We start from the raw sequence: 22,267 nt of genomic DNA, 5'->3' as shown, positions 1-22,267 counted from the left end.
CCGGGAATTCTCAATCCGAGATGTGTACTGGCCCCTAACCGCGCTTTGATTGTGGTGCGTCGTAGCGCGTTCGCGGAGCCGTAGGCCGGCGTATGCGCCGCTAGACCGCTGCCAGGATCACGTGGGCCTGGATCTTGGCGGCCACCGCGCCGCTGCCGTGGCGCGCCGTGATGGCGGCTTCGGCATGGTCGGTCGCGGCTTGCAGGCTGCCGGGCTTGCGGGCCTCGATCTCGTTCCGCAGCAGGGTCCCCTGGCAATAGGCGACGGCGGGCAGGCGGGGCGACATGGCGCGGCTCTGCTCGGCCCGCGTCTCGATCGGACGCCTCGAAGAACTGGCTGTTGGTCGCCGCTGGCGGTGAATCGGGCGCCGGCGTGGCTGGAGGGCGGCTGTCACACGATACTTGAGGGGGCTGCGGTCAGGGGGCAACCCCGCCCCTTGGAGCCCTTCAGGCCGCTGGCTGGTGCTCCGCCAGCCAGATATAGCGCCTGACGTTATAGGCGAGGTTGGCCAGGGCAATCTTCGTGGTGGCCCTGGCGATGCCGATGGTCCGGACGATGAGGCCGAAGGCATATTTCTGGTGGGCGAAGACGCCCTCCACGGCGGAACGCACCTTCGACCTTGCCCGGTTGGCCTTGCGCTGGGGCAGGGTCAAATCCTGGCCGGGCCGGCGGCGGAAGTGGATCTTGGAGTGGAGACCCTTGGCGGCCAGGAAGGCCTCGTTGGCCTTGGTCCGGTAGGCGGTATCGGCCCAGACGTCGCTGGCCGTGTTGCGGGTGATCACCGCCGGCAGTTGGGCACCGTCATGGGCGGCGGCCGAGGTGACGCTGAAGCTCCGGATCAGGCGATGCGCCCTGTCGATGCCGATGTGGTTCTTGTAGCCGAACACCGGGATGGCGATCTCGACCTTTGCCTTCGTGCCGTCCTCCTTGGCCTTCCGGGCCTTGGCCCGCTTCAGCGTCCAGCGGGCATCCCGGTCCTTCTGGGCCAGTTTGGCCGGCTTGGCGCGCCAGTCCTCCGGGATCCGGCCGTCCTTCAGCGCGGCCTTCTCCGCGTCGGTGTTGCGCTGGCGCGGCGCCGCGATGATCGAGGCATCGACGATCTGGCCCGACATGGCGAGGTAGCCCCGGCCCTTCAGCCAGCCGTCGAAGTCGGCGAACAGGTCCCTGATCGCGCCGGCCCTGGTCAGTTGCTCGCGGAACAGCCAGATCGTCTTGGCATCGGGCACCGCGTCCTCGAGCCCGAGGCGCAGGAAGCGCATGAAGGACAGGCGATCCCGGATCTGGAATTCGGTGGCGTCGTCCGACAGCGTGTAGAGCGTCTGCAGGATCAGGATCTTGAACATCAGCACCGGGTCATAGGGCGGTCGCCCGCCCTTTGCGCCGTCGGAGCGCTTCAGCGCCACCACCAGCCGGGGCCGGAAGACCTCGAAGTCCACCAGGCTCGCCAGCTTCACCAGGGGATCGCCCGTCTCCGACAGCCGACGATACCGCTCATCCAGATCGAAGAACCCAGGCTGACCCATGACGCCCCCCGTCGTGACATCAAGCCAATGGAATCACGAAACCCGTCAGGTGGCTCGGGTTTTTAGAGGTGCCCGATCGTCACGCGGGAGAAGCCGGCTGCCGCCAGGTCGTCGCGGATCTGCGCCGCGTCGTGATAACCGTGCGGCGTGCGCGCCAGGAAGCGCGGCGGGTCATGGGGGAAAAGCCGGGCGAGGGCGCTGGTCACGTCATGCGCGAAGATGTTTTCCTCGATCCGGTCCCAGACGCTGAGCAGGAAATGCCCGCCGCGCTTCAGGACGCGCCTGGCCTCGCGGTAGGCGGCGATGCGGTCGGGGAAGAACATGGCGCCGAACTGACAGCAGACGAGGTCGAAGGCCGCGGGCTCGAAGGGCAGCGCCAGGGCATCGGCCTGGCGCCAGTCGAGGCGGCCGTCCGGGGCCTGCCGGGCAGCGGCATAGTCCAGCATCGGCTGGTTGAGGTCGGTCACGGTATAGCGGGCGTCGGAGGCCAGCCGGGGCGCCAGGGCGCGGGTGACCACCCCGGTGCCCGCGGCGGTTTCCAGCACCGCCCGGGGCGACAGGCCGGCCGCCCGTTCCGCGACATCGGCGGCGAAGGGCTCGAAAATCAACGGCACCATGTAGCGGTCGTAGTTTTCCGGGATCGAGCCGGCGAACATCCTGTCCGTTTCCAACATCGCGATCACCCGCCGCCCGCCAGGGGACGGACCAGACTACCACAGGGTCGGGATGGTGCGCAGGCCGCGCCCTCAGTGCAGCAGCGCCTTGTCGATGGCAGCGAGCAGGTCGGCAAGGGAGAAGGGCTTGAGCAGCAGGCCGGCGACGAAATCGGCGAAATCCGCCGCCCTTTCGTATTCGGCGGCATAGCCGGTCATGAGCAGGATCGGCAGGGCGGGTTGTTCGGCGCCGATGGCGAGAGCCAGGGCGATGCCGTCCATCACCGGCATCTGGATGTCGGCCAGCAGGAGATCGAAGCGCCCGCGCTGCGCTTCCATGTAGGCGATGGCGCCGTCGGCCGCCAGGGTGACCTCGTGGCCGGCACCGCGGAGTGCGCGCTGGATGAATTGGGCGACGGCCGGCTCGTCCTCGGCGACCAGGATCCGGGCCATTGCCGCCGCCCCGTCCCGCTCAGTCGTCGACGACGCCGATGAAGGGCAGTTCGCGGAAGCAGTTGGCGACGTCCATGCCGTAGCCGACCACGAAACGCTCCGGGCATTCGAAGCCGACGAAATCGGCCGAGAGGTTGTTCTCGCGCCGCTTCGGCTTGTCCAGGAGGACGCAGAGCGTCACCGAGGCGCCGCGTGCCGCCATCAGGTCCTTGGCGAAGGAGAGCGTGCGGCCCGATTCCAGGATGTCGTCGATGATCAGCACCTTCTTGTCGCGCACGATGATCGAGATGTCGCGCTGGACGGTGACCTGGCCGGAGCTGATCGTGTTGTTGCCGTAGGACGACAGGATGACGAAGTCGACCTCGACCTGCGCGCCTTCGGCGTGCAGCGCCCGCAGAAGGTCGGCGGCGAACATGAAGCTGCCCTTCAGGACGGGCACGCAGACGAACTCGGTGCCCAGCGCCGCGACGATCTCGCGCGCCAATTCCTTGGTGCGGGCGTCGATCGTTTCGGCATCGAGCAGGACGCGCACGGACTTCCCGGGCAGGATGGGCCTGGTCATGGATTCTCCCCGAAGGTCACGGCGACGCGGGTCGCCTCGGTGGGTGGGGCGGCGAAGCGCACCTTGTAGCCGGCTTCGCCCCCGGCCGGGATCACGTTGGGTTCGGCATTCGCCCGTTCCCGGCGCAGCACGCGGCCCTGGTTGTCGACCAATGCGACCCAGAGCGGCGGCACCGGCCGCTCGCCGTCGAGGGTCGAGTGGATCGTGCCGGAGACGGTCAGGATCTCGGCCCCGCCCTCGTTCGAGCGTTCGCTCGCCGGGGCGGAGAGGGACAGGCCATAGGCGGCGACCGGCAGGCCGACCAGTTCGTAGAGCTTGCCCGCCGGCGGCCAGGCTTCGACGATCTGGTCGCGGTAGAGGCCGGCCGCGCCGAGCCCGCCCGCCAGCAGCAAGAGGAAGATCAGCCAGCCGAACGGGCCGCTCCGCCGCGGCGGCTTGGTCGGGGCGGGCAGGTTGCGCACCGGGGCGATCGGTTCGGCCGCGCCGGCACTGTCGTCCGGGGCCGGTTCGGTCAGGTCCAGGGTGCGGGGCAGGTCGGCCGGCGGCGCCTGGAACCAGACATGACCGCACCGGGCACAGCGCACGTCGCGTCCGGCCGTCGTCAAGGCGGCAGGCGGAAGCAGATAGCGCGTGTTGCAGGAGGGGCAGGTGAGGATCATACCGGGGGGTTCACCGAAAGGGTCAGCGGCGTTTATAGGCGACCTCGACCCATGGTGCCAACAATTGGCGCGATGCGCAGCAGGATCGGCGCTTCCGGCCGCGCTGTCGAGGGGGTTGGCCTGGCGGCACGCTTCGTGCCATGGTGCCCGTTCCCACGATCAGGGGCAGGCATGGCAGGCGGCAGGCATGGTTCGCTTCGATAACGTCGGCATGCGCTATGGCATCGGCCAGGAAGTGCTGCGCGACATCTCGTTTGAATTGCCCCGCGGCTCCTTCACCTATCTGACCGGGGCGAGCGGCGCCGGCAAGTCCTCGCTCTTGAAGCTGATGTTCTTGGCCCATCGGCCCTCGCGCGGCATGGTCGAACTGCTGGGCAAGGATATTTCGCGCCTGCCGCGCCCGGGCCTGCCCGAGCTGCGCCGCCAGATCGGCGTGGTCTACCAGGATTTCCGCCTGATCGATCACATGTCCGTGTTCGACAATGTGGCCCTGCCGATGCGCATCGCCGGCAGCCCGCCGGACGAGGTCGACGCCCATGTCGAGGAATTGCTGAGCTGGGTCGGCCTGGCCGACAAGATCGCGGCGACTCCGCCCGAACTCTCGGGCGGGGAGCAGCAGCGCGTCGCGATCGCCCGTGCCGTGATCGCCAGGCCCCGCCTGCTGCTCGCCGACGAGCCGACCGGCAGCGTCGATCCCGACATGGGCGACCGCCTGATGCATCTCTTTCTCGAGCTCAACCGGATCGGCACCACCATTCTGATCGCGACCCACGACGTCGCCATGATGGAGCGCCACCGTGCGCCCGTGATGCGCCTGCTGCGCGGCGAACTGGTGGTCAACCGCCCCGGCGGTCTGTTCTGAGGTCTGCTTCGTGATGCGTTCCGGCCGTCTCCGCCTGCTGCCCGAAGGGGCACTGTCCAACCGCCTGGTGCCGGCCATCATCGCGGTCATGGTGATGCTGCTGACGCTGGCCGCGGCGGCCGCGATCGGCATCGACCGCTCGCTCGACAGTTTCCAGACCGAACTGGCCGGGCGCTACACGGTCGAGCTGCCGACCGCCGAGGCCGGCGCCGTCGACGACGAGACGGTGGCCAAGGTGGTCGACCTCCTGGCCGAGACGGAAGGCGTGATCGCCGCCGAAGAGGTGCCGGCGCCGACCCTGCAGCGCCTGCTCGAGCCCTGGCTCGGCCGCGGCACCTCGGTCGGCGACCTGCCCCTGCCGGTGCTGATCGACATCGTGGCGACCCCGGGCACCAGGCTCGACGCGGCGGCCCTGGCGGCCAAGCTCCAGGACCTGGTCAAGGGCGCCCGGGTCGAGGCCGCGGTCGACAGTATGGACGAGATCGCCGATGTCGCCGCTGCGGTCGAACTGGGTGCCTATTCGGTGGTCGGCCTGGTCGCCTTCTGCCTGGTTGCCGTGGTCGTCTTCGCGACCCGGGCGGGCCTCGCGACCCATCATCCGATTATCGAGATCGTGCATCAGATCGGCGCCCGCGAGCAGGTGGTGGCGCGCGAATTCCAGCGCCATTTCCTGGTCCTCGGTGGGCTCGGCGGCTTGGCCGGCGTCGCCGTCGCCGGGCTCGTGATCTATGGCCTGATCCTTTTCGCCGGCAGTCTCGATTCGCCTTTCCTGCCGGCGCTCGACGATTTCCTGCTCGGCCTCGTGCCGCTCGCCCTGATTCCCGCCGCGGTCGCCGCCCTGACCACGGTGACCGCGGGGATCACGGTCGGCCGGGCGATGCGCCGGATGGTCTAGGGCCATGCGCAGCCTGCGCCTGCTGTTCCTGATCCTGTGCTTCCTGCTCGGGGCCTATCTCTGGTTCCTCGGCCGCATCCCGACCGAGGTGGCGGAACCCGAGCGGCGTACCGACGGCATCGTGGTGCTGACCGGCGGCGCGCTCAGGCTCGACGAGGCGGCGGCCTTGCTGGCCGACGGGCGGGCCGGGCGGCTGCTGGTCTCGGGCGTTTCCACCGATACCCAGCCGGTCGACATCCGCGAGCGGATGGCAGGGGTGCCCGACGCCCTGTTCCAATGCTGCGTCGACCTCGGTTACCGCGCCCGCAACACGGTCGGCAATGCGGATGAAGCGGCGGCTTGGGCCCGCAGCCACGGCATGACCTCGCTCCGCGTGGTCACCGCCGCCTATCACATGCCGCGCAGCCTGGTCGAGTTGCGCCGTGCCCTGCCGGGGGTCGAGCTGGTCGCCCATCCGGTGTTTCCCGAGCGCGTGTTTCAGAGCGGCAGCCTGCCGCCGGTGACGGCGCCCCTCGAATTCGCCAAATTCGTCGCCGCCCTGATTCGCCTGCGCCTCTCCGAGCTCGAGCCGGAGAGCCAGCGCGAGGTAGTGGCACCACTGGCGCCCGCGGCATCCCCGCCGGTGCAGCCATCCGCCCCGTCCTCCGTCCTTCCCGCTGCGCCGGAACCTCCGAAATGATCCTGCTCCTCTGGCTCCGGTCGGCGCTGTTCAACTTGTTCTTCTACGTCTGGACGGTGGCGGTCGCGATCGTGATGCTGCCGACGATGGCGCTGCCACGGGGGGCGGCGGCCTTTGCCGGGCGCTTCTGGGCCGGCGGCATCAACTTGGCGCTCCGCCTGATCTGCGGCGTCACGGTCGAGGTCCGGGGGCGCGACCGGCTGCCCGACGGTCCCGTGCTGATCGCGGCCAAGCACCAGTCGGCCTGGGACACGATCGAGCTTCTGACGATCTTCGGCATGCCCGCCGTCGTTCTGAAGCGCGAACTGACCTGGATTCCGCTCTATGGCTGGTACCTCTGGGCCACCGGCATGATCCCGATCGACCGTTCGGCCGGCGCCAAGGCCCTGAAGGACATGGTGCGCCGCGCGAAGCAGCAGGCGGCGCGCGGCATTCCGATCCTGATCTTCCCCCAGGGCACGCGGGTGGCGCCCGGCGCCAGGCTGCCCTATCAGCCGGGTGTCGCCGCCCTCTACGGCCAGCTCGGCCTGCCCTGCGTGCCGGTGGCACTCAACTCCGGCCTGGCCTGGCCGCGGCGGAGCTTCCTGCGCCGGCCCGGAACGATTACTGTCGAAATCCTGCCCCCGATTCCGCCGGGCCTGCGTCGCGAACCCTTCATGACCACCCTGGAGGCGCAGATCGAAGCGGCCTCCGACGCGCTCGTGGCGGTGGCCCGGTGAGCGGTCCGGCGGCCTAGATATGGGGGCCGATACGAATCGGGAACGTGGGGCGGGCCGTCCATATCTCGGTTGTGGATAACCCGGGGACCACGACCTGTTGAATCTCGTGGCGTTGCTGATTTCCAAATGAAATCAGCATCTTGTGTTACTTGACGACTTGGAACAAATTGGGAACAATGGCCAGTGGCCGTCGTTCTGGTGAGTGTGTTTTTAGAGCAGCAGGGGATCGAAGTCATGGTAGCGATCGCGCCGATCAGCCAGCAGATCTGGGACATGAAATACCGCCTGAAGGAGGCGGAGGGCACGGCCGTCGACGCCACGATCGAGGATACCTGGGCGCGGGTCGCGAAATCCCTGGCCGCCGTCGAGCCCGAAGCGGAGCGGGGGCGCTGGAGCGCGGACTTCGCGACGGCGCTGGCCGATTTCCGCTTTCTGCCGGCGGGACGGATCATCGCCGGTGCCGGAACCGGGCGGCGCGTCACCCTGTTCAACTGCTTCGTCATGGGCACGATCCCCGACGACATGTCGGGCATTTTCGAGCAGCTGCGGGAAGCCGCCCTGACCATGCAGCAGGGCGGCGGCATCGGCTATGATTTCTCGACGCTCCGCCCCAAGGGAGCGCCGGTGAAGGGCGTCGGGGCCGACGCTTCGGGCCCGCTGCCTTTCATGGACGTCTGGGATTCGATGTGCCGCACCATCATGTCGGCCGGCTCGCGCCGGGGCGCCATGATGGCGACGCTGCGTTGCGACCACCCGGACATCGAAGCCTTCATCGCGGCCAAGCGCGATCCCGGCCGGCTGCGCATGTTCAACCTTTCGGTTCTGGTGACCGACGCTTTCATGAAGGCGGTCGAGGCGGGCGAACCCTGGGACCTCGTCTTCGACGGCGTCGTCTTCAAGACCCTGCAGGCCCGGGACCTGTGGGACCAGATCATGCAGGCGACCTATGCCTATGCCGAGCCGGGCGTGATCTTCATCGACCGGGTGAACCGGCTCAACAATCTTTGGTATGCGGAGAAGATATCCGCAACTAATCCATGTGGCGAACAGCCGCTGCCGCCTTATGGCGCCTGCCTGCTCGGCTCGATCAATCTGGCCCGTTTCGTCGAACGGCCGTTCGAGGAGGATGCCGCCCTCGATCTCGAAGAGCTCGACCGGGTCGTCCGGCTCGCCGTCCGCATGATGGACAATGTCGTCGACGCCTCCAATTTCCCGCTGCCGGAGCAGGCGGCGGAGGCCAAGGCCAAGCGGCGCATCGGCCTTGGCGTCACCGGCCTTGCCGACGCCCTGATCCTGTGCCGGGCGCGCTATGGCGGGCCGCAGGCGATGCGCCTGATCGAGCAGTGGCTGCACGCGATCCAGCGCGCCGCCTATCTCGCCTCGGTCGATCTGGCCAAGGAGAAGGGCGCCTTTCCGCTCTACGACCGGGAGAAATATCTGGCTGGCGAAACCATCCGCTCGCTCGACGCCGACGTCCAGGCGGCGATCGCCGAGCATGGCATCCGCAATGCCCTGCTCACCTCGATCGCGCCGACCGGCACCATCTCGCTCTTCGCCGACAATGTCTCCTCCGGGCTCGAGCCGGTGTTCTCCTTCACCTATACGCGGAAGGTGCTGATGCCCGACGGCAGCCGCCGCGAAGAGGAAGTGACGGATTACGCCTATCGCCTGTGGCGCCGCCTGAAGGGCTCGGCCCCGCTGCCCGACTATTTCGTCGATGCCCAGGTGCTGAGCCCGGCCGACCATGTCCGGGTCCAGGCGGCCGTGCAGAAATATGTCGACAGTTCGATCTCGAAGACGATCAACTGCCCGGAGGATATTTCCTTCGAAGCCTTCAAAGACGTCTATCTGATGGCCTGGGCCGAGGGGTGCAAGGGCTGCACTACCTATCGCCCGAACGAGATCACCGGCTCCGTGCTCTCGGTCGAGCCGAAGAAGGAAGAGGCGCCGTCGGCCGAACTCGAACTGCCGCTGGAACCCGCGGTGGCCTCGTTCCGCCACGAGGATGTCTACGAGGCGGGCGGCGTCGTCTATATGACGCGGCCGCTCGACCGGCCGGAAGTGCTGCCGGGCAAGACCTACAAGGTGCGCTGGCCCGAATCGGAACACGCCCTCTACATCACCGTGAACGACGTGGTGCAGGACGGCCGGCGGCGGCCCTTCGAGGTCTTCATCAACTCGAAGAACATGGAGCATTACGCCTGGACCGTGGCGCTGACGCGCATGATCTCGGCCGTGTTCCGCAGGGGCGGTGACGTCGCCTTCGTGGTCGAGGAACTGAAGGCGGTGTTCGATCCGCGCGGCGGCCAATGGGTGCGCGGGCGTTACGTCCCCTCGCTGCTCGCGGCGATCGGCGAGGTGATCGAGCAGCACATGATCGACATCGGCTTCATCCAGCCGAAATCGGTCGAACTGCCCGAGAAGTTCCAGCGCCAGGCCGAAGCCGGCACGGCAGAGGGGCCGGCGGTCAGCACCAGCCCGCGCAAGGGCTTGCGCCCTTGCCCGCGCTGCGGCCAGCCCAGCCTGATCCGCCAGGAAGGCTGCGACGCCTGCTTCTCCTGCGGCTATTCGAAGTGCGGTTGAAAGGGGGCGCGGCTCAGGCCGCGCCCTTCTCGCCCTTGGCATAGCCGATCGCGTGCAGCGAATCGGTGATTTCGTCCAGGATCACCGGATCGTCGATCGTCGCCGGCATCGACCAGGTCTCGCCGTCGGCGATCTTGCGCATGGTACCGCGCAGGATCTTGCCCGAACGGGTCTTGGGCAGGCGCTTCACCACCGTCACGGTCTTGAAAGCGGCGACCGGGCCGATCTTGTCGCGCACCAGGGCGACCAGTTCCTTCTCGATCTCGGCATCCGGCCGGTTGACGCCGGCCTTCAGCACGACGAAGCCGACCGGGACCTGGCCCTTGAGCTGGTCGGCGACGCCGATCACGGCGCATTCGGCGACGTCGCGGTGATAGGCGAGGACTTCCTCCATGCCGCCGGTCGACAGGCGATGGCCGGCGACATTGATGATGTCGTCGGTCCGGCTCATGACGAAGAGATAGCCGTCGGCGTCGATATAGCCGGCGTCGCCGGTCTTGTAGTAGCCGGGGAAATCCTTGAGGTAGGAGCGGATATAGCCTTCGTCGTTCTGCCACAGGGTGGGCAGGGCGCCCGGCGCCAGCGGCAGCTTGACGACGATCGAGCCGATGTCGCCGCGCTTCACTTCGTGGTTGTCGTTGTCGACCACGCGGATGTCGTAACCCGGTACGGCGCAGGTGGGCGAACCGTATTTGACCGGCAGCAGTTCGACACCGACCAGGTTGGCGCACATCGGCCAGCCCGATTCGGTCTGCCACCAATGGTCGATCACAGGGACCTTCACCATCCGCTCCGCCCATTGCACGGTATCCGGGTCGGCGCGCTCGCCGGCCAGGAACAGGGTCCGCAGGCAGGTGATGTCGTAGGTCGACAGGAGCTTGCCGTCCGGATCTTCCTTCTTGATCGCGCGGAAGGCGGTCGGGGCGCAGAACTGCACCGAGACGCCATATTCCTGGATCACGCGCCAGAAGGCGCCGGCATCGGGGGTGCCGACCGGCTTGCCCTCGTAGAGGATGGTGGTCGCGCCGATCAGCAGCGGGGCATAGGTGATATAGGAATGGCCCACCACCCAGCCGACGTCCGAAGCCGCCCAGAAGACTTCGCCGGGGGCGACCCCGTAGATGTTCTTCATGCTCCAGGCGAGCGCCACCATATGGCCGCCGTTGTCGCGCACGACGCCCTTCGGAATGCCCGTGGTGCCCGAGGTATAGAGGACATAGAGGGGATCGGTCGCGGCGACCGGCACGCAGTCGGCGGGCGCCGCCCCGCTCACGGTCGAGACCCAGTCGAAGTCGCGGCCGGGGACGAGCGAGGCTTCCAGCATCGGGCGCTGCAAGATCAGGGTGAATTCCGGCTTGCTCGCGGCGAGTTCGATCGCTTCGTCCAGCAGCGGCTTATAGGCGACGGTCCGGCCCGGTTCGACGCCGCAGGAGGCGGAGAGGATCGCCTTCGGCTTGGCGTCATCGATCCTTGTCGCCAGTTCCTTGGCGGCGAAACCGCCGAACACCACGGAATGGATGGCGCCGAGACGGGCGCAGGCCAGCATGGCGAAGACCGCTTCCGGCACCATCGGCATGTAGACGATGACGCGGTCGCCCTTTTCGACGCCCTTGGCCTTCAGCGCGCCGGCCAGTTCGGCCACCTTGTCGCGCAGGCTCCGGTAGCTGTAGCGGCTCTTGGTGCCGGTCACCGGGCTGTCGTAGATCAGGGCGTCCTGGTCGGCGCGGCCGCCGTCGACGTGGCGGTCCAGGCAGTTCCAGGCGGTATTGGCGACGGCGTCCGGAAACCAGCGGTAGAGCGGCTTGTTGCTCTCGTCGAGAATGGCCGTCGGCGCCTTGATCCAGTCGATGGCCTTGGCCGCCTCGGCCCAGAAGCCCTGCGGATCCGCCTGCCAGCGTGCATACATCTCGGAATAGGCGCCCACGGCGATCCCCCCGTTCGTTTCGACTTCATTGCGGCGGATTCAGCAAGAAGCGGGCGGGCTTTGCAACGTCCAATCAGCCGATGGATACCGTACTTTCGTCAAAGCAGGGCAGCCCGGCGAATACGGCAGTGCGCAACCGCACGGCCGTGGTATAGTCCGCGCCGCAAGTACACAGCCCCATGATTTTAGACCTTACAATCCTGCTCCTGCTGGTTCTGCTGAACGCCTTCCTGGTGATGGCGGAACTGGCCGTGGTCGCAGCCAAGCGCGCGCGACTGAAACGATCCGCACAGGCCGGCAGCGCTTCCGCCCAGGCCGCCCTCGACCTCGCCGCCGATCCCGGCCGCTTCCTCTCGACCGTACAGATCGGCATCACCGCCATCGGCACCCTGTCCGGCGCCTTCGGCGGCCAGGCCCTGGCCGGGCCGCTGGCCGAATGGCTGTCGCACTTCGAGAGCCTGAAGGCCTATGCGGACACGATCGCGATCGGCCTCATCGTCGTCGGCCTCACCTATGTGACGCTGATCCTGGGCGAACTGGTGCCGAAGCGCCTGGCGCTGGCCCGGGCCGAGCCGATCGCTTCCTTCGTCGCCCGGCCGCTCCGCGCCCTGGCCACCGCGAGCGCGCCGCTGGTGGCGCTGATCAACACCTCGACCAACCTGATCCTGGCGCTGATGCCGAAGGGGACCGCCCAGCCCGACGTCTCGGACGAGGAAGTCCGCGTCCTGATGCAGGAAGGCGCCGCGTCCGGCCATTTCCAGGAGACGGAGCGGGCCATCGTCGAAATGACGCTGCGCCTCGGTGATCGCAATGTCGACGCCCTGATGACGCCGCGCACCCAGATCGAATGGCTGGACGTGCTGGACCCGCCCAAGATCACGGTCGACAAGATCGCCGAGAGCCATTGCACCCGCTTCCCGGTCAAGAAGGGCACGACCAAGACCGTGCTCGGCTTCGTCCAGGTGAAGGATCTCTTCGCCCAGATCGCCGCCAACCCGGGCAAGCCGCTCGATCTCGCCACCGCGGTTCATCCGGCCCTCTACATTCCCGAGACCACGCCGGCCCTGAAGGCGCTCGAAGTGTTCCGCGCCCAGGGCAGCCCGATCGCCCTGATCGTCGACGAATATGGCGACATCCAAGGCCTGGTCACCCTGACCGACCTTCTGGAAGCCCTGGTCGGCGAACTCGAGGAAGCCGATACGCCGGTCGAGGAACGCTCGGTCGTGCAGCGCGACGACGGATCCTATCTGATCGACGGCGGTTATTCCCTCGACCGGCTGTGGGACCTGCTCGGCATCGCCGAACCCAGCGACGAGGATGCTGATTTCAACACGGTGGGCGGTTTCGTCATGCACCGGCTGAAGCGGATCCCTTCGGCCGGCGACAAATTCGCCCTGGGCGATTTCCGTATCGAAGTGATGGACATGGACGGGCGGCGCGTCGACAAGGTCCTGGTCAGCCGCAACCCGATCGACCCCGGCGGCATCTGACGCCGACGGGTTCTGCAAAGGTGCTTCCGTGGATTGGAATTTGATCGCCGACCAACTGCTCGCCCTCGGCGGCATCGTGCTGGTCGACCTCGTAATGGCCGGCGACAACGCGATCGTCATCGGCCTCGCGGCCTCCGCCGTGGCGCGGGAGAGCCGGCGCCGTGTAATCTTCTGGGGCCTGGTCGGCGCCATGGTGCTGCGCATCGCCTTCGCCGCGGTGACCACCGAATTGCTCGGCCTGATCGGCCTGACGCTGGCCGGCGGCCTGCTGCTGCTCTGGGTCGCCTGGAAGATGTGGCGCGAGACCGAGGCCCAGCGCAAGGCGGACAAGAGCCACCGCGATCCCGACGCCGAGGAGGAATTCCTGCCCGGCGAGAAGGCGCCCCGCAGCGTGGGCGGCGCCATCGTGCAGATCATCCTGGCCGATCTTTCGATGTCGCTCGACAATGTGCTGGCGGTCGCCGGCATCGCCCGCGAGCACATGTGGGTGTTGGCCGTCGGCCTGATGCTCTCGATCGCGCTGATGGGGGCGGCGGCGACGCTGGTCGCCTCGCTGCTCAAGCGCTATCACTGGATCGCCTATGTCGGCCTCGCTGTCGTCGCCTATGTCGCGCTGGACATGATCTATCGCGGGACGCTACAGGTCGTCGAAGCGGCCAGCTGAAAAAGGCCGCACGACATTGCCGCAGGTGACCCTCGACGAAGCGCCGATGCTTCGCCGGCGGAAGCTGCGCCAGATCAAGGAACGGGGCGCGACGGCCCTTCACTGTTCGCCGTCGCGCGCCTCTGAGGGCCGCCAGTTTCAACGATAGAACCCTCGCCGGGAGGGGCCAGATGACGACGCAGAATCCCTACGAAATCGATCTCGACAAGAATCCCGCCAACTATGTGCCCCTGACTCCGATCAGCCTGCTCGAGCGGGCGGCCTCGGTGTTTCCGGACAAGACGGCGATCATCCACGGCGATTGGCAGATCAATTACCGCGAAGCCTATGCCCGCGCCCGCCGCCTGGCCTCCGCCCTGGCGGCCCGTGGCATCGGCCTCGGCGACACCGTTTCGGTGATGGCGCCCAACGTGCCGGCCGTGCTCGACGCCCATTTCGGCGTGCCGATGACCGGCGCGGTGCTGAACACGCTGAACATCCGTCTCGATGCCGCCAACATCGCCTTCACGCTCGACCACGCCAATACCAAGATTCTGATCACCGACCGGGAATTCTCCCATGTGATCAAGGCGGCGCTGGAGCAATGCGCCGTGAAGCCGCTGGTGATCGACATCGACGATCCGCTCTACACCGGCAAGGGCGAGCGTATCGGCGAAATCGAATACGAGGCTTTCATCGCCGCCGGCGACGAGAATTATGCCTGGCAGCCGCCCGCCGACGAATGGCAGTCGATCAGCCTGAACTACACCTCGGGCACCACGGGCAATCCGAAGGGCGTCGTCTATCACCACCGCGGCGCCTATCTGAACGCGGTCGACAATATCGTCTCGGCCGGGATGACGGGGCATTCGGTCTATCTCTGGACCCTGCCCATGTTCCACTGCAACGGCTGGTGCTTCACCTGGTCGCTCGCCGTGGTGGGCGGCACCCATGTCTGCCTGCGCCGGGTCGAGGCCGGCGCCATCTATGCCGCGATCGAGAAATACAAGGTCACCCACCTGTGCGGCGCGCCCATCGTCATGGGCATGTTGATCAATGCGCCGGACGAGCTGAAGCGCCCGCTGCCGGGCCCGGTGGAACTCTTCACCGCCGCCGCCCCGCCGCCCGCCGCGGTGATCGCCGCGATGGAGCAGGCCGGCTTCAAGATCACCCATCTCTACGGCTTGACCGAAACCTATGGGCCTTCCGTGCTCTGCGTCTGGAAGGACGAATGGGACGAACTCCCGATCGACGAGAAGGCCGTGCTGAAGGCGCGCCAGGGCGTGAAGTCGCCCCTGATGGCCGGGCTCGACGTGATGGACCCGATGACCATGACGCCCGTGCCGCGCGACGGCAAGACCATGGGCGAAGTGATGTTCCGCGGCAACCTCGTCATGAAGGGCTATCTCAAGAACAAGGCCGCCTCGGACGAGGCCTTCGCCGGCGGCTGGTTCCATTCGGGCGATCTCGGCGTCATGCATCCGGACGGTTACATCCAGCTCCGCGACCGCTCGAAGGACATCATCATCTCGGGCGGCGAGAACATCTCGACCATCGAAGTCGAGGACGTGCTCTACAAGCACCCCAAGATCCAGGAAGCCGCCGTGGTGGCGCGTCCCGACGAGAAATGGGGCGAAACGCCCTGCGCCTTCGTCGCCCTGAAGCCGGGCGAGAACCTGACCGAGCAGGAGCTGATCGCCTTCTGCAAGGAACATCTGGCCGGCTACAAGGTGCCGCGCACCGTCGTCTTCGAGGAACTGCCCAAGACCTCGACCGGCAAGGTGCAGAAGTTCCTGCTCCGCGAAAGGGCGCGCGCGCTCTGACAGGCAGGGCCGGAACCGCAAAGGCGCGGTTCCGGTTCCCGGCAGCTAGGGCCGCCCGAACAGGGCGTCGGCCCCCTGGGCCAAGCTCCGCGCCCGGGCGAGCCGGCGGCCGACATCGGCCCAGCCGCGCAGTGCCACCTTGAAGGGGTTGCGGCTGGGGGCGACGCCGTCGAGTCCGAAGCGGAGGTCCGCCGCCGGTACCGGCGAGAAAGTGCCGAACAGCCGGTCGAAGACGATCAGCACGCCGCCGAAATTGCGATCCCGGCATTCCGCATTGGCGGCGTGATGGACATGGTGATGGCGCGGCGTGTTCAGCACCCATTCCAGGGGGCCGAGCCGTGGCACCCAGGTCGAATGCAGGAAGAGCTGATAGGTCAGATCGGCGCCCAGCATCAGGAACACCGCGAGGGGCGGGAAGCCGATCAGCACGAGCGGCAGATAGAACAGGAAGCCGCCCGTCACCGCGCCGCCCCAGCCGAGCCGGAAGGCCGCGGAGAGATTGAGCTTCGTGGTCGAATGATGAACCCCGTGGGTGGCCCAGAACAGGCGCAGCCGGTGCATTGCACGGTGATGCCAGTAATAGCAGAAGTCGACCCCGAGGAAGAGCAGGACGAGGCTCGCGCCACCCAGCGGCCCGAGATCGAACAGCCGGTATGGATAGAGGGTCAGGAAGGGCAGGGCGACCAGCGGGGCCGCCGCCACATTGATCAGCCGCTGGCCGAGTGCGATCACCAGGGTCGCCCCGGTCTCGCCCCAGTCGTAGGCGCCGCGACCGCGCCACCAGGCGGCACCCGCCTCGACCAGCAGAAGCGCCAGCACGAGCAGGGCGAGGGGCCGGGGACCGTCCAGGTCCTGGATGTTCAGCCACGTCATGACCGGTCCTTCCTCGCGGTATAATTATACCGTTATCGATCGTCATGCCCGGGCGCGTCCCGGGCATCCATGTCGGGACGAGATACAATCGTCGACGTCAGATGCGGCTTGCCGGCGTGGATGGCCGGGCCTGCGCCCGGCCATGACGCGTTGGGGTGGTAAGGGCAGAAATCCCAGTCGAGGCGGTGGCCTTGCCGGCCGCCCTTCTCGACTGGACAGCCAGGCTCCCTCCGCCTCGGTTACTGCGCCGTGCCGGCATTGCCGGCGCGGGCCGCCTGGGCGGCTTCCAGCGCCGACTGGCATTCCTTGGAGAGCTGGTCCTGGTGTTCCTTGAAGCATTGCAGGATGCGGCCGCCGCCGGGCTTCACGCCGGCGCACAGGGTCTTGGCGTCATTGGCGCAGGCGGTGCGGACCTGGCCGCCGGCACCCTGGGCCAGGGCGGGCGCGGCGGCGGCCAATGCGATCAGGGCCGTGGCGGCGAAGGCGAAGCGGGACATCGGACAGGGTCCTCGATCTTGCGGGCTCAGTTGGCCGGGGTGACGGTCACGGTCTTGTCGCGGCTCACGCTGCCGCCGTTCGGGCCGGTCGCGGTGCCGGTGCCGTTGTAGGTATAGGAGCCGTCGCCGTTGTTGGTGACGCCGCCCTGGCTGCTGTAGCTGCCGCCATGGGTGCCGCTGCCGCTCCGCTGGGTCGACCAGGTGCCGTTGCCGTTGTTGGTCACGCTGCCGCTGTGGCCCCAGCTATTGCCGGCCCGGGTCGTGCCGCTGCGGCTCCGGCTGCAGGTCTGGTCGGCGCAACCGCTCTGGAGCTGGCGGGAATAGGAATGGCCGCCGGCACCGGTGCCGTTGACCGAGCGGGAACGGGCGAAGGCATCGGTGGCCACGGCGCCGAGGGCGAGGGTGGCGACCAGGGCGGCCAGAAGGGTACGGTTCATAGTGGAACTCCTGTCTGCGAATTCGTCGCCCCGGGCTCGGGATCTCATCGGGGATCTCATCGGGGCACGGTCGGATCATCGCCCCCGCTCTTTGCCGCTCTATTGCGGGAAACCGGGGATTTGTAACGATTTGTAACGGCCATTGGCGGCGGCGCCGGCTTGTCGGAAGATCCGCCGCATGACGACGAAAACCCTTCTCCTGGTCGAAGACGATGCCGAGATCCGCGACCTCCTGACCGGCTTTCTGACGCGCGAGGGCTTCGCGGTCGAGGCGGTGGGGGACGCGAGGGCGATGGATGCCGTCTTGGCGCGGACGACGCCCGCCCTGCTGATCCTCGACCTCATGCTGCCGGGGGAAGACGGGCTCTCGATCTGCCGGCGCATCGCCCCCCAGGGCCGGCTGCCGATCCTGATGCTGACCGCCAAGGGCGACGATATCGACCGTATCGTCGGGCTCGAGATGGGGGCGGACGACTATTTGCCGAAGCCGTTCAACCCGCGCGAACTGCTGGCCCGGATCCGCGCCGTGCTGCGCCGGGCGGAGCGGCCGAAGCCGGTGGCGGAGACCCGGCGGGTGCGCGTCGCCTCGCTCACGATCGACCTCGACGGCCGCACGGTCGAGACGGCTTCGGGCGAGCGGGTGCCGCTCACCTCGGCCGAATTCGATCTGCTCGCCTGTTTCGTCGACCACCCGCGCCGGGTCTTGAGCCGCGACCAGTTGCTGGACTGGACAAGGGGGCGCAGCGCCGATCCCTTCGACCGCACGATCGACGTCGGCGTCAGCCGGCTGCGCCGCAAGCTCGACGCCGCCGATCCCGCGGCGCCGACCCTGATCACCACGGTCCGGAACGGCGGCTATCTGTTCTCCGGCGAGGTCGAGGTGCTGACGTGATGGCCAGGCTCGGCATCGTCTGGCGGCTCGGCCTGATCCTGCTCGCCGCCCTGATCGTCGTCCAGCTCGTCACCACCGGCGTCTATCTGTGGCGGCGCGAGCGGGCTTCGGAGAACGGCCTGTTCTCGCCCCTGGCCGACCAGGTGACCGCCATGGTCACGCTGGTCGACGACGCCCCGGCGGAGCGGCGCCCGCTGCTGCTCCGCGCCTTCAACAGCCCGGAACTCGAAGTCACGGTCGAGGCGGCGCCGGACGCGGCCGAGGGCCGCGCCATGCCGGCCATGGAACGGATGATCCGCGACGCCCTGCCGGCGATGCCCGCGCCGCGCCAGGTCAGCGTCCAGCTCATCGCGGGCGAGCGGGGCGCCCTGCACCGGCCGCGCCTGCTCAGCCGTTTCGTCGACGGGCGGGTGGTCGCCTCGATCGGGCTCGCGGGCGGCGGCTTCCTGATCGCCGAAACCAACGGTGAATTGATGCCCCGCCTGTTCGGCCTGCAACCCGGCTTCTTCGCCGGCATCTTCGGGCTGCTGGTGGCGATCCTGACGATCGCCTTCTTCACTTGGGAGGCGCGGCCGATCCGCCGCCTGTCCAAGGCGGTGCAGGCCTTCGGCCGCGACGCCACGCCGAAGCCCGAGCGCGAGGCCGGCGCCGCCGAGGTGCGGGTACTGATCCGTGCCTTCAACGAGATGCAGCAGCGCCTGGCCGGGTTGATCGCCAACCGCGCTTTCGTGCTGGGTGCCATGGCCCACGACCTCCGCACCTATCTGACCCGGCTGCGCCTGCGCGCCGAATTCATCGCCGACGAGGGCGAGAAGGCGGCCTGGGTCCGCAATCTCGACGCCATGCAGCAATTGGTCGAGGATACGCTGACCTTCGCCAAGGTGAGCTTCGGGGCCGATCGCGCGGCCCGCACCGACCTCGCCCGCCTGGCCCGGCGCGAGATCGAGGAACGCGCCGCCCTGGGCGCGGACGTGCGGGGTACCCTGCCTTCCGCGCCGGTGATGGTGGCGGGCAGCGAGACGGCCTTGGCCCGGGCGCTCGCCAATCTGGTCGACAATGCCGTGAAATACGGGGGCTCGGCCGAAATCACCCTGACGGTCGAAAAGGGCCGCGCCCTGCTTGCGATCGAGGATCGCGGCCCGGGCCTGCCGGCCGACTTGCGCCACCTCCTGGCCCAGCCGTTCCAGCAGGGTGACCAGGCGCGGACGCGTGGGGCCGGGGGCGGTGCCGGCCTCGGTCTCGCCATCGCGCGGGAGATCGCGAGCGGCCTCGGCGGTGAATTGCAGTTGGGCGACCGGCCGGGCGGCGGGGCGCGCCTCGTGCTCGCCCTGCCGCTGGCGGGCGATTGATCAGACGTGGCCGGCGGGCACCGTGCGCAGCTTGACCTGGGCGCTGCCGCAGGGGCCGCGGCCGCCGAAACTCTCCGCTTCCAGCCGGACCTCGACCACGGTCATGACCGGCGCCGCCGAGACGACGCGGGCGAGCGCGTAGATGCGCTGGCCGACCGCGGCGCGGTGATGGTTGACGATCACGGAAACGGTGGCGGCGCCCTTGTCTTCCGGCAGCACGGTCGCCGCCGCCATGGCCGCCGCCTGCTCGGCCAGCGCCGACAGGGCACCGCCGTGGAACTGCACCCGCGACGCCATCAGGGTCGGCCGTGCCGATACGGCAAGAGTTACTTCCCCGGGGGCCGCTTGCACCACCTCGAAGCCCTGGGCCTGGGCCAGGCCGGGCTGCGCCATCAGGCGGGCGACGCGGGCCGCCGCGGCCTCCACCGGGTCGCGCTCCGGCGTAACGTTAAAAATCTCATCCGCGGCTTCGGCGCCGGTGCTTTCGCTCATCGTTCCGTCTCCCCATTTCCGTGCCGGCATTAAAGCGCAGTCCCCCGGCCCTGTCGCGGTGACGGCGGTCACAGCGGCTGCAGTAATACTTTTGCAGTAGCGAGGAAGTATTTCGCAGTTGCGGAAAGATGATTTTCCGTCACCAGGAAATGGGACGGAAGGATTAGTACCATAGTGCTATACTGCCTCCGGGCCCTTTCGGCTAACCCTTTAGCCGCGGCCCCAAGACGACAACGTGGCCACAAGACACCGGCTGAGCCCAGGGAGCGAAAAATGATCCACCAGACGATCGAAGAAATTTCGAAATCCATCGCGTTCCGTTCGCGCTACGACAATTTCATCGGCGGCAAATGGGTGGCGCCGGTGCGCGGCCAGTATTTCGATAATGTGACGCCGATCACCGGCCTGCCGGTGGCCCAGATCGCCCGCTCCACGGCCGAAGACATCGAGCTGGCGCTCGACGCCGCCCATGCCGCCAAGGACGCCTGGGGCAAGACCCCGGCGGCCGAGCGCGCCCGTCTGCTCGAAAAGATCGCCGACCGCATGGAAGGGAAGCTGGAGCTTCTGGCCACGGTCGAGACGATCGACAACGGCAAGCCGATCCGCGAGACGCGCGCCGCCGACCTGCCGCTGGCGATCGAGCATTTCCGCTATTTCGCCGCCTGCGTGCGGGCCCAGGAAGGCTCGCTCAGCGAGATCGACCACGACACCATCGCCTATCACTTCCACGAGCCCCTGGGCGTGGTCGGCCAAATCATCCCGTGGAACTTCCCGCTGCTCATGGCCTGCTGGAAGCTGGCGCCCGCGCTGGCGGCCGGCAACTGCGTGGTGCTGAAGCCGGCCGAGCAGACCCCGCTCTCGATCATGGTCTGGGCCGAGCTGATCGGCGACATCCTGCCGGCCGGCGTGCTCAACATCGTCAACGGCTTCGGCGTCGAAGCGGGCAAGCCGCTCGCCTCGAACAAGCGCATCTCCAAGATCGCCTTCACCGGGGAGACCACCACCGGCCGGCTGATCATGCAGTATGCCTCCGAGAACCTGATCCCGGTGACGCTGGAACTGGGCGGCAAGTCGCCCAACATCTTCTTCTCGGACGTCGCCGCCGAGGACGACGATTTCTTCGACAAGGCGATCGAAGGTTTCGTGCTCTTCGCGCTCAACCAGGGCGAAGTCTGCACCTGCCCCAGCCGCGCCCTGGTCCAGGAGAGCGTCTACGACAAGTTCATGGAACGGGCGCTGGCCCGCGTCGCCGCCATCAAGCAGGGTGACCCGCTCGACGGCTCGACCATGCTGGGCGCCCAGGCCTCGAACGACCAGCTCGAGAAGATCCTGTCCTATATCGACATCGGCAAGGCGGAAGGCGCCGAGCTGCTGATCGGCGGCGAGCGCAACATGCTGGGCGGCGAACTGGCCGGCGGCTACTATGTGAAGCCGACTGTGTTCCGCGGCCACAACAAGATGCGCATCTTCCAGGAGGAGATCTTCGGGCCGGTGGTGTCCGTGACCACCTTCAAGGACGAGGCGGATGCGCTGGCGCTCGCCAACGACACGCTCTACGGCCTCGGCGCCGGTGTCTGGACCCGCGACGGCAGCCGCGCCTATCGCTTCGGCCGCGGCATCCAGGCCGGCCGCGTCTGGACCAACTGCTACCACCTCTATCCGGCCCATGCGGCCTTCGGCGGTTACAAGCAGTCGGGCATCGGCCGCGAGACCCACAAGATGATGCTCGACCACTATCAGCAGACCAAGAACATGCTGGTCAGCTACAGCCCGAAGGCGCTGGGCTTCTTCTGAGCCGCGAGTAAGGGATGGCCGGGCCTGTGCCCGGCCATGACGAAGCCAGAAAACGTCATGCCCGGGCTTGTCCCGGGCATCCACGTCTCTGCCAGCGACGAGAGGAAATTCCATGGTCGCCAGAGTGGAAGTGACCGATGCCGCGAGTGCGGTGATCGAGCGTCTGAAAGGAATGCACGGGCCCTTGCTGTTTCATCAATCGGGCGGCTGCTGTGACGGCAGCGCCCCCATGTGCTATCCGCGGCGCGAATTCAAGGTCGGCGCCAGCGACGTCTATCTGGGCCAGATCGCCGATACGCCCTTCTTCATCGGCGCCGCCCAATTCGACTATTGGTCCCATACCCAGCTCATCATCGACGTGGTGCCCGGCCGCGGTTCGGGCTTCTCGCTGGAGGCGCCGGAAGGCGTCCGCTTCCTGACGCGGAGCCGCGTCTTCACCGATGACGAGGCGGATGCCCTGGTCCC

General features: G+C 67.8%; 23 protein-coding genes. 12 read left to right on the top strand and 11 right to left on the bottom strand.

Features of this window, described 5'->3' with window-relative positions:
* Positions 1-100: 100 nt before the first annotated feature.
* The 6 genes from WC493_RS13985 to WC493_RS13960 form a co-directional block, all read right to left on the bottom strand.
* Positions 101-286, bottom strand: a complete 186-nt coding sequence (locus WC493_RS13985; protein ID WP_373066146.1) for a hypothetical protein — start codon at positions 284-286, stop codon at positions 101-103.
* Between the two features lie 160 nt (positions 287-446).
* Positions 447-1,523, bottom strand: coding sequence for an IS5 family transposase (locus tag WC493_RS13980; RefSeq protein WP_373066145.1), 1,077 nt, complete (start codon positions 1,521-1,523; stop codon positions 447-449).
* Between the two features lie 62 nt (positions 1,524-1,585).
* Entirely contained in the window at positions 1,586-2,197 is a 612-nt protein-coding gene (locus WC493_RS13975; protein ID WP_373066144.1) for a class I SAM-dependent methyltransferase, read from the bottom strand.
* A 72-nt stretch (positions 2,198-2,269) separates the two neighbouring features.
* A complete protein-coding gene (locus tag WC493_RS13970) occupies positions 2,270-2,629 on the bottom strand; it encodes a response regulator (RefSeq protein ID WP_373066143.1) in 360 nt (119 codons plus the stop codon).
* A gap of 19 nt (positions 2,630-2,648) precedes the next feature.
* Positions 2,649-3,191, bottom strand: a complete 543-nt coding sequence (gene hpt, locus WC493_RS13965; RefSeq protein ID WP_373066142.1) for a hypoxanthine phosphoribosyltransferase — start codon at positions 3,189-3,191, stop codon at positions 2,649-2,651.
* Complete coding sequence (locus tag WC493_RS13960) at positions 3,188-3,850, bottom strand: DUF3426 domain-containing protein (RefSeq protein WP_373066141.1); 663 nt, start codon at positions 3,848-3,850, stop codon at positions 3,188-3,190. Before WC493_RS13960 ends, hpt begins: the two co-directional genes overlap by 4 nt.
* A 187-nt stretch (positions 3,851-4,037) precedes the next feature.
* Here WC493_RS13960 and ftsE point away from each other — a divergent pair, with 187 nt between their 5' ends.
* The 5 genes from ftsE to WC493_RS13935 all read left to right on the top strand — a co-directional run bounded on the left by ftsE (position 4,038) and on the right by WC493_RS13935 (position 9,588).
* Positions 4,038-4,712 (top strand): cell division ATP-binding protein FtsE, encoded by a 675-nt coding sequence (gene ftsE, locus WC493_RS13955; protein ID WP_373066140.1) that lies wholly within the window; start codon positions 4,038-4,040, stop codon positions 4,710-4,712.
* A gap of 10 nt (positions 4,713-4,722) precedes the next feature.
* Positions 4,723-5,607 carry a cell division protein FtsX gene (locus tag WC493_RS13950; RefSeq protein ID WP_373066139.1) on the top strand — a complete coding sequence of 295 codons (885 nt, stop codon included), beginning with the start codon at positions 4,723-4,725 and terminating at the stop codon, positions 5,605-5,607.
* Positions 5,608-5,611: 4 nt separating this feature from the next.
* Positions 5,612-6,286 carry a YdcF family protein gene (locus WC493_RS13945; RefSeq protein ID WP_373066138.1) on the top strand — a complete coding sequence of 225 codons (675 nt, stop codon included), beginning with the start codon at positions 5,612-5,614 and terminating at the stop codon, positions 6,284-6,286.
* Complete coding sequence (locus WC493_RS13940; protein WP_373066137.1) at positions 6,283-7,005, top strand: lysophospholipid acyltransferase family protein; 723 nt, start codon at positions 6,283-6,285, stop codon at positions 7,003-7,005. Before WC493_RS13945 ends, WC493_RS13940 begins: the two co-directional genes overlap by 4 nt.
* Positions 7,006-7,239: 234 nt before the next feature.
* Positions 7,240-9,588: an adenosylcobalamin-dependent ribonucleoside-diphosphate reductase gene (locus tag WC493_RS13935; RefSeq protein WP_373066136.1), complete on the top strand. Its 2,349-nt coding sequence runs from the start codon at positions 7,240-7,242 to the stop codon at positions 9,586-9,588.
* A gap of 13 nt (positions 9,589-9,601) precedes the next feature.
* Here WC493_RS13935 and WC493_RS13930 read toward each other — a convergent pair whose 3' ends face one another.
* A complete protein-coding gene (locus WC493_RS13930) occupies positions 9,602-11,494 on the bottom strand; it encodes a propionyl-CoA synthetase (protein WP_373066152.1) in 1,893 nt (630 codons plus the stop codon).
* A gap of 197 nt (positions 11,495-11,691) precedes the next feature.
* On the opposite strand from WC493_RS13930, the gene WC493_RS13925 reads away from it, so the two are divergent.
* From WC493_RS13925 to WC493_RS13915, 3 genes are all read left to right on the top strand, one after another.
* Positions 11,692-13,002: a hemolysin family protein gene (locus tag WC493_RS13925; RefSeq protein ID WP_373066135.1), complete on the top strand. Its 1,311-nt coding sequence runs from the start codon at positions 11,692-11,694 to the stop codon at positions 13,000-13,002.
* Positions 13,003-13,030: 28 nt separating this feature from the next.
* Positions 13,031-13,666: a YjbE family putative metal transport protein gene (locus tag WC493_RS13920; protein ID WP_373066134.1), complete on the top strand. Its 636-nt coding sequence runs from the start codon at positions 13,031-13,033 to the stop codon at positions 13,664-13,666.
* 170 nt (positions 13,667-13,836) lie between these two features.
* Positions 13,837-15,468, top strand: coding sequence for an acyl-CoA synthetase (locus WC493_RS13915; protein ID WP_373066133.1), 1,632 nt, complete (start codon positions 13,837-13,839; stop codon positions 15,466-15,468).
* A 45-nt stretch (positions 15,469-15,513) separates the two neighbouring features.
* Here WC493_RS13915 and WC493_RS13910 read toward each other — a convergent pair whose 3' ends face one another.
* The 3 genes from WC493_RS13910 to WC493_RS13900 all read right to left on the bottom strand — a co-directional run bounded on the left by WC493_RS13910 (position 15,514) and on the right by WC493_RS13900 (position 17,275).
* Positions 15,514-16,341 (bottom strand): sterol desaturase family protein, encoded by an 828-nt coding sequence (locus WC493_RS13910; RefSeq protein ID WP_373066132.1) that lies wholly within the window; start codon positions 16,339-16,341, stop codon positions 15,514-15,516.
* 239 nt (positions 16,342-16,580) lie between these two features.
* Positions 16,581-16,838, bottom strand: a complete 258-nt coding sequence (locus tag WC493_RS13905) for a cysteine rich repeat-containing protein (protein WP_373066131.1) — start codon at positions 16,836-16,838, stop codon at positions 16,581-16,583.
* 26 nt (positions 16,839-16,864) lie between these two features.
* The gene (locus WC493_RS13900) at positions 16,865-17,275 is read right to left on the bottom strand and encodes a hypothetical protein (RefSeq protein ID WP_373066130.1); all 411 of its coding nucleotides are present in this window, start codon (positions 17,273-17,275) and stop codon (positions 16,865-16,867) included.
* A gap of 178 nt (positions 17,276-17,453) precedes the next feature.
* Between WC493_RS13900 and WC493_RS13895 the strand changes: the two genes are divergently transcribed.
* Entirely contained in the window at positions 17,454-18,167 is a 714-nt protein-coding gene (locus WC493_RS13895; protein ID WP_373066129.1) for a response regulator, read from the top strand.
* Positions 18,167-19,516, top strand: a complete 1,350-nt coding sequence (locus WC493_RS13890; protein ID WP_373066128.1) for an ATP-binding protein — start codon at positions 18,167-18,169, stop codon at positions 19,514-19,516. The genes WC493_RS13895 and WC493_RS13890 overlap by 1 nt, the downstream gene beginning before the upstream one ends.
* Here the strand turns inward: WC493_RS13890 and WC493_RS13885 are convergent, their stop codons facing one another.
* Positions 19,517-20,008 (bottom strand): PaaI family thioesterase, encoded by a 492-nt coding sequence (locus WC493_RS13885; RefSeq protein ID WP_373066127.1) that lies wholly within the window; start codon positions 20,006-20,008, stop codon positions 19,517-19,519.
* Between the two features lie 273 nt (positions 20,009-20,281).
* Here WC493_RS13885 and adh point away from each other — a divergent pair, with 273 nt between their 5' ends.
* Positions 20,282-21,802: an aldehyde dehydrogenase gene (adh, locus tag WC493_RS13880; protein WP_373066126.1), complete on the top strand. Its 1,521-nt coding sequence runs from the start codon at positions 20,282-20,284 to the stop codon at positions 21,800-21,802.
* A gap of 112 nt (positions 21,803-21,914) precedes the next feature.
* Positions 21,915-22,267 (top strand): DUF779 domain-containing protein (locus WC493_RS13875; protein ID WP_373066125.1); only part of this gene is annotated, 353 nt, incomplete at its 3' end.

Origin of the sequence: Zavarzinia sp., from assembly GCF_041650655.1 — a bacterium.
Classification (GTDB): domain Bacteria; phylum Pseudomonadota; class Alphaproteobacteria; order Zavarziniales; family Zavarziniaceae; genus Zavarzinia.
Note: the sequence above shows the minus strand (reverse complement) of the source record. Positions and strands in the feature narration are given on the sequence as shown.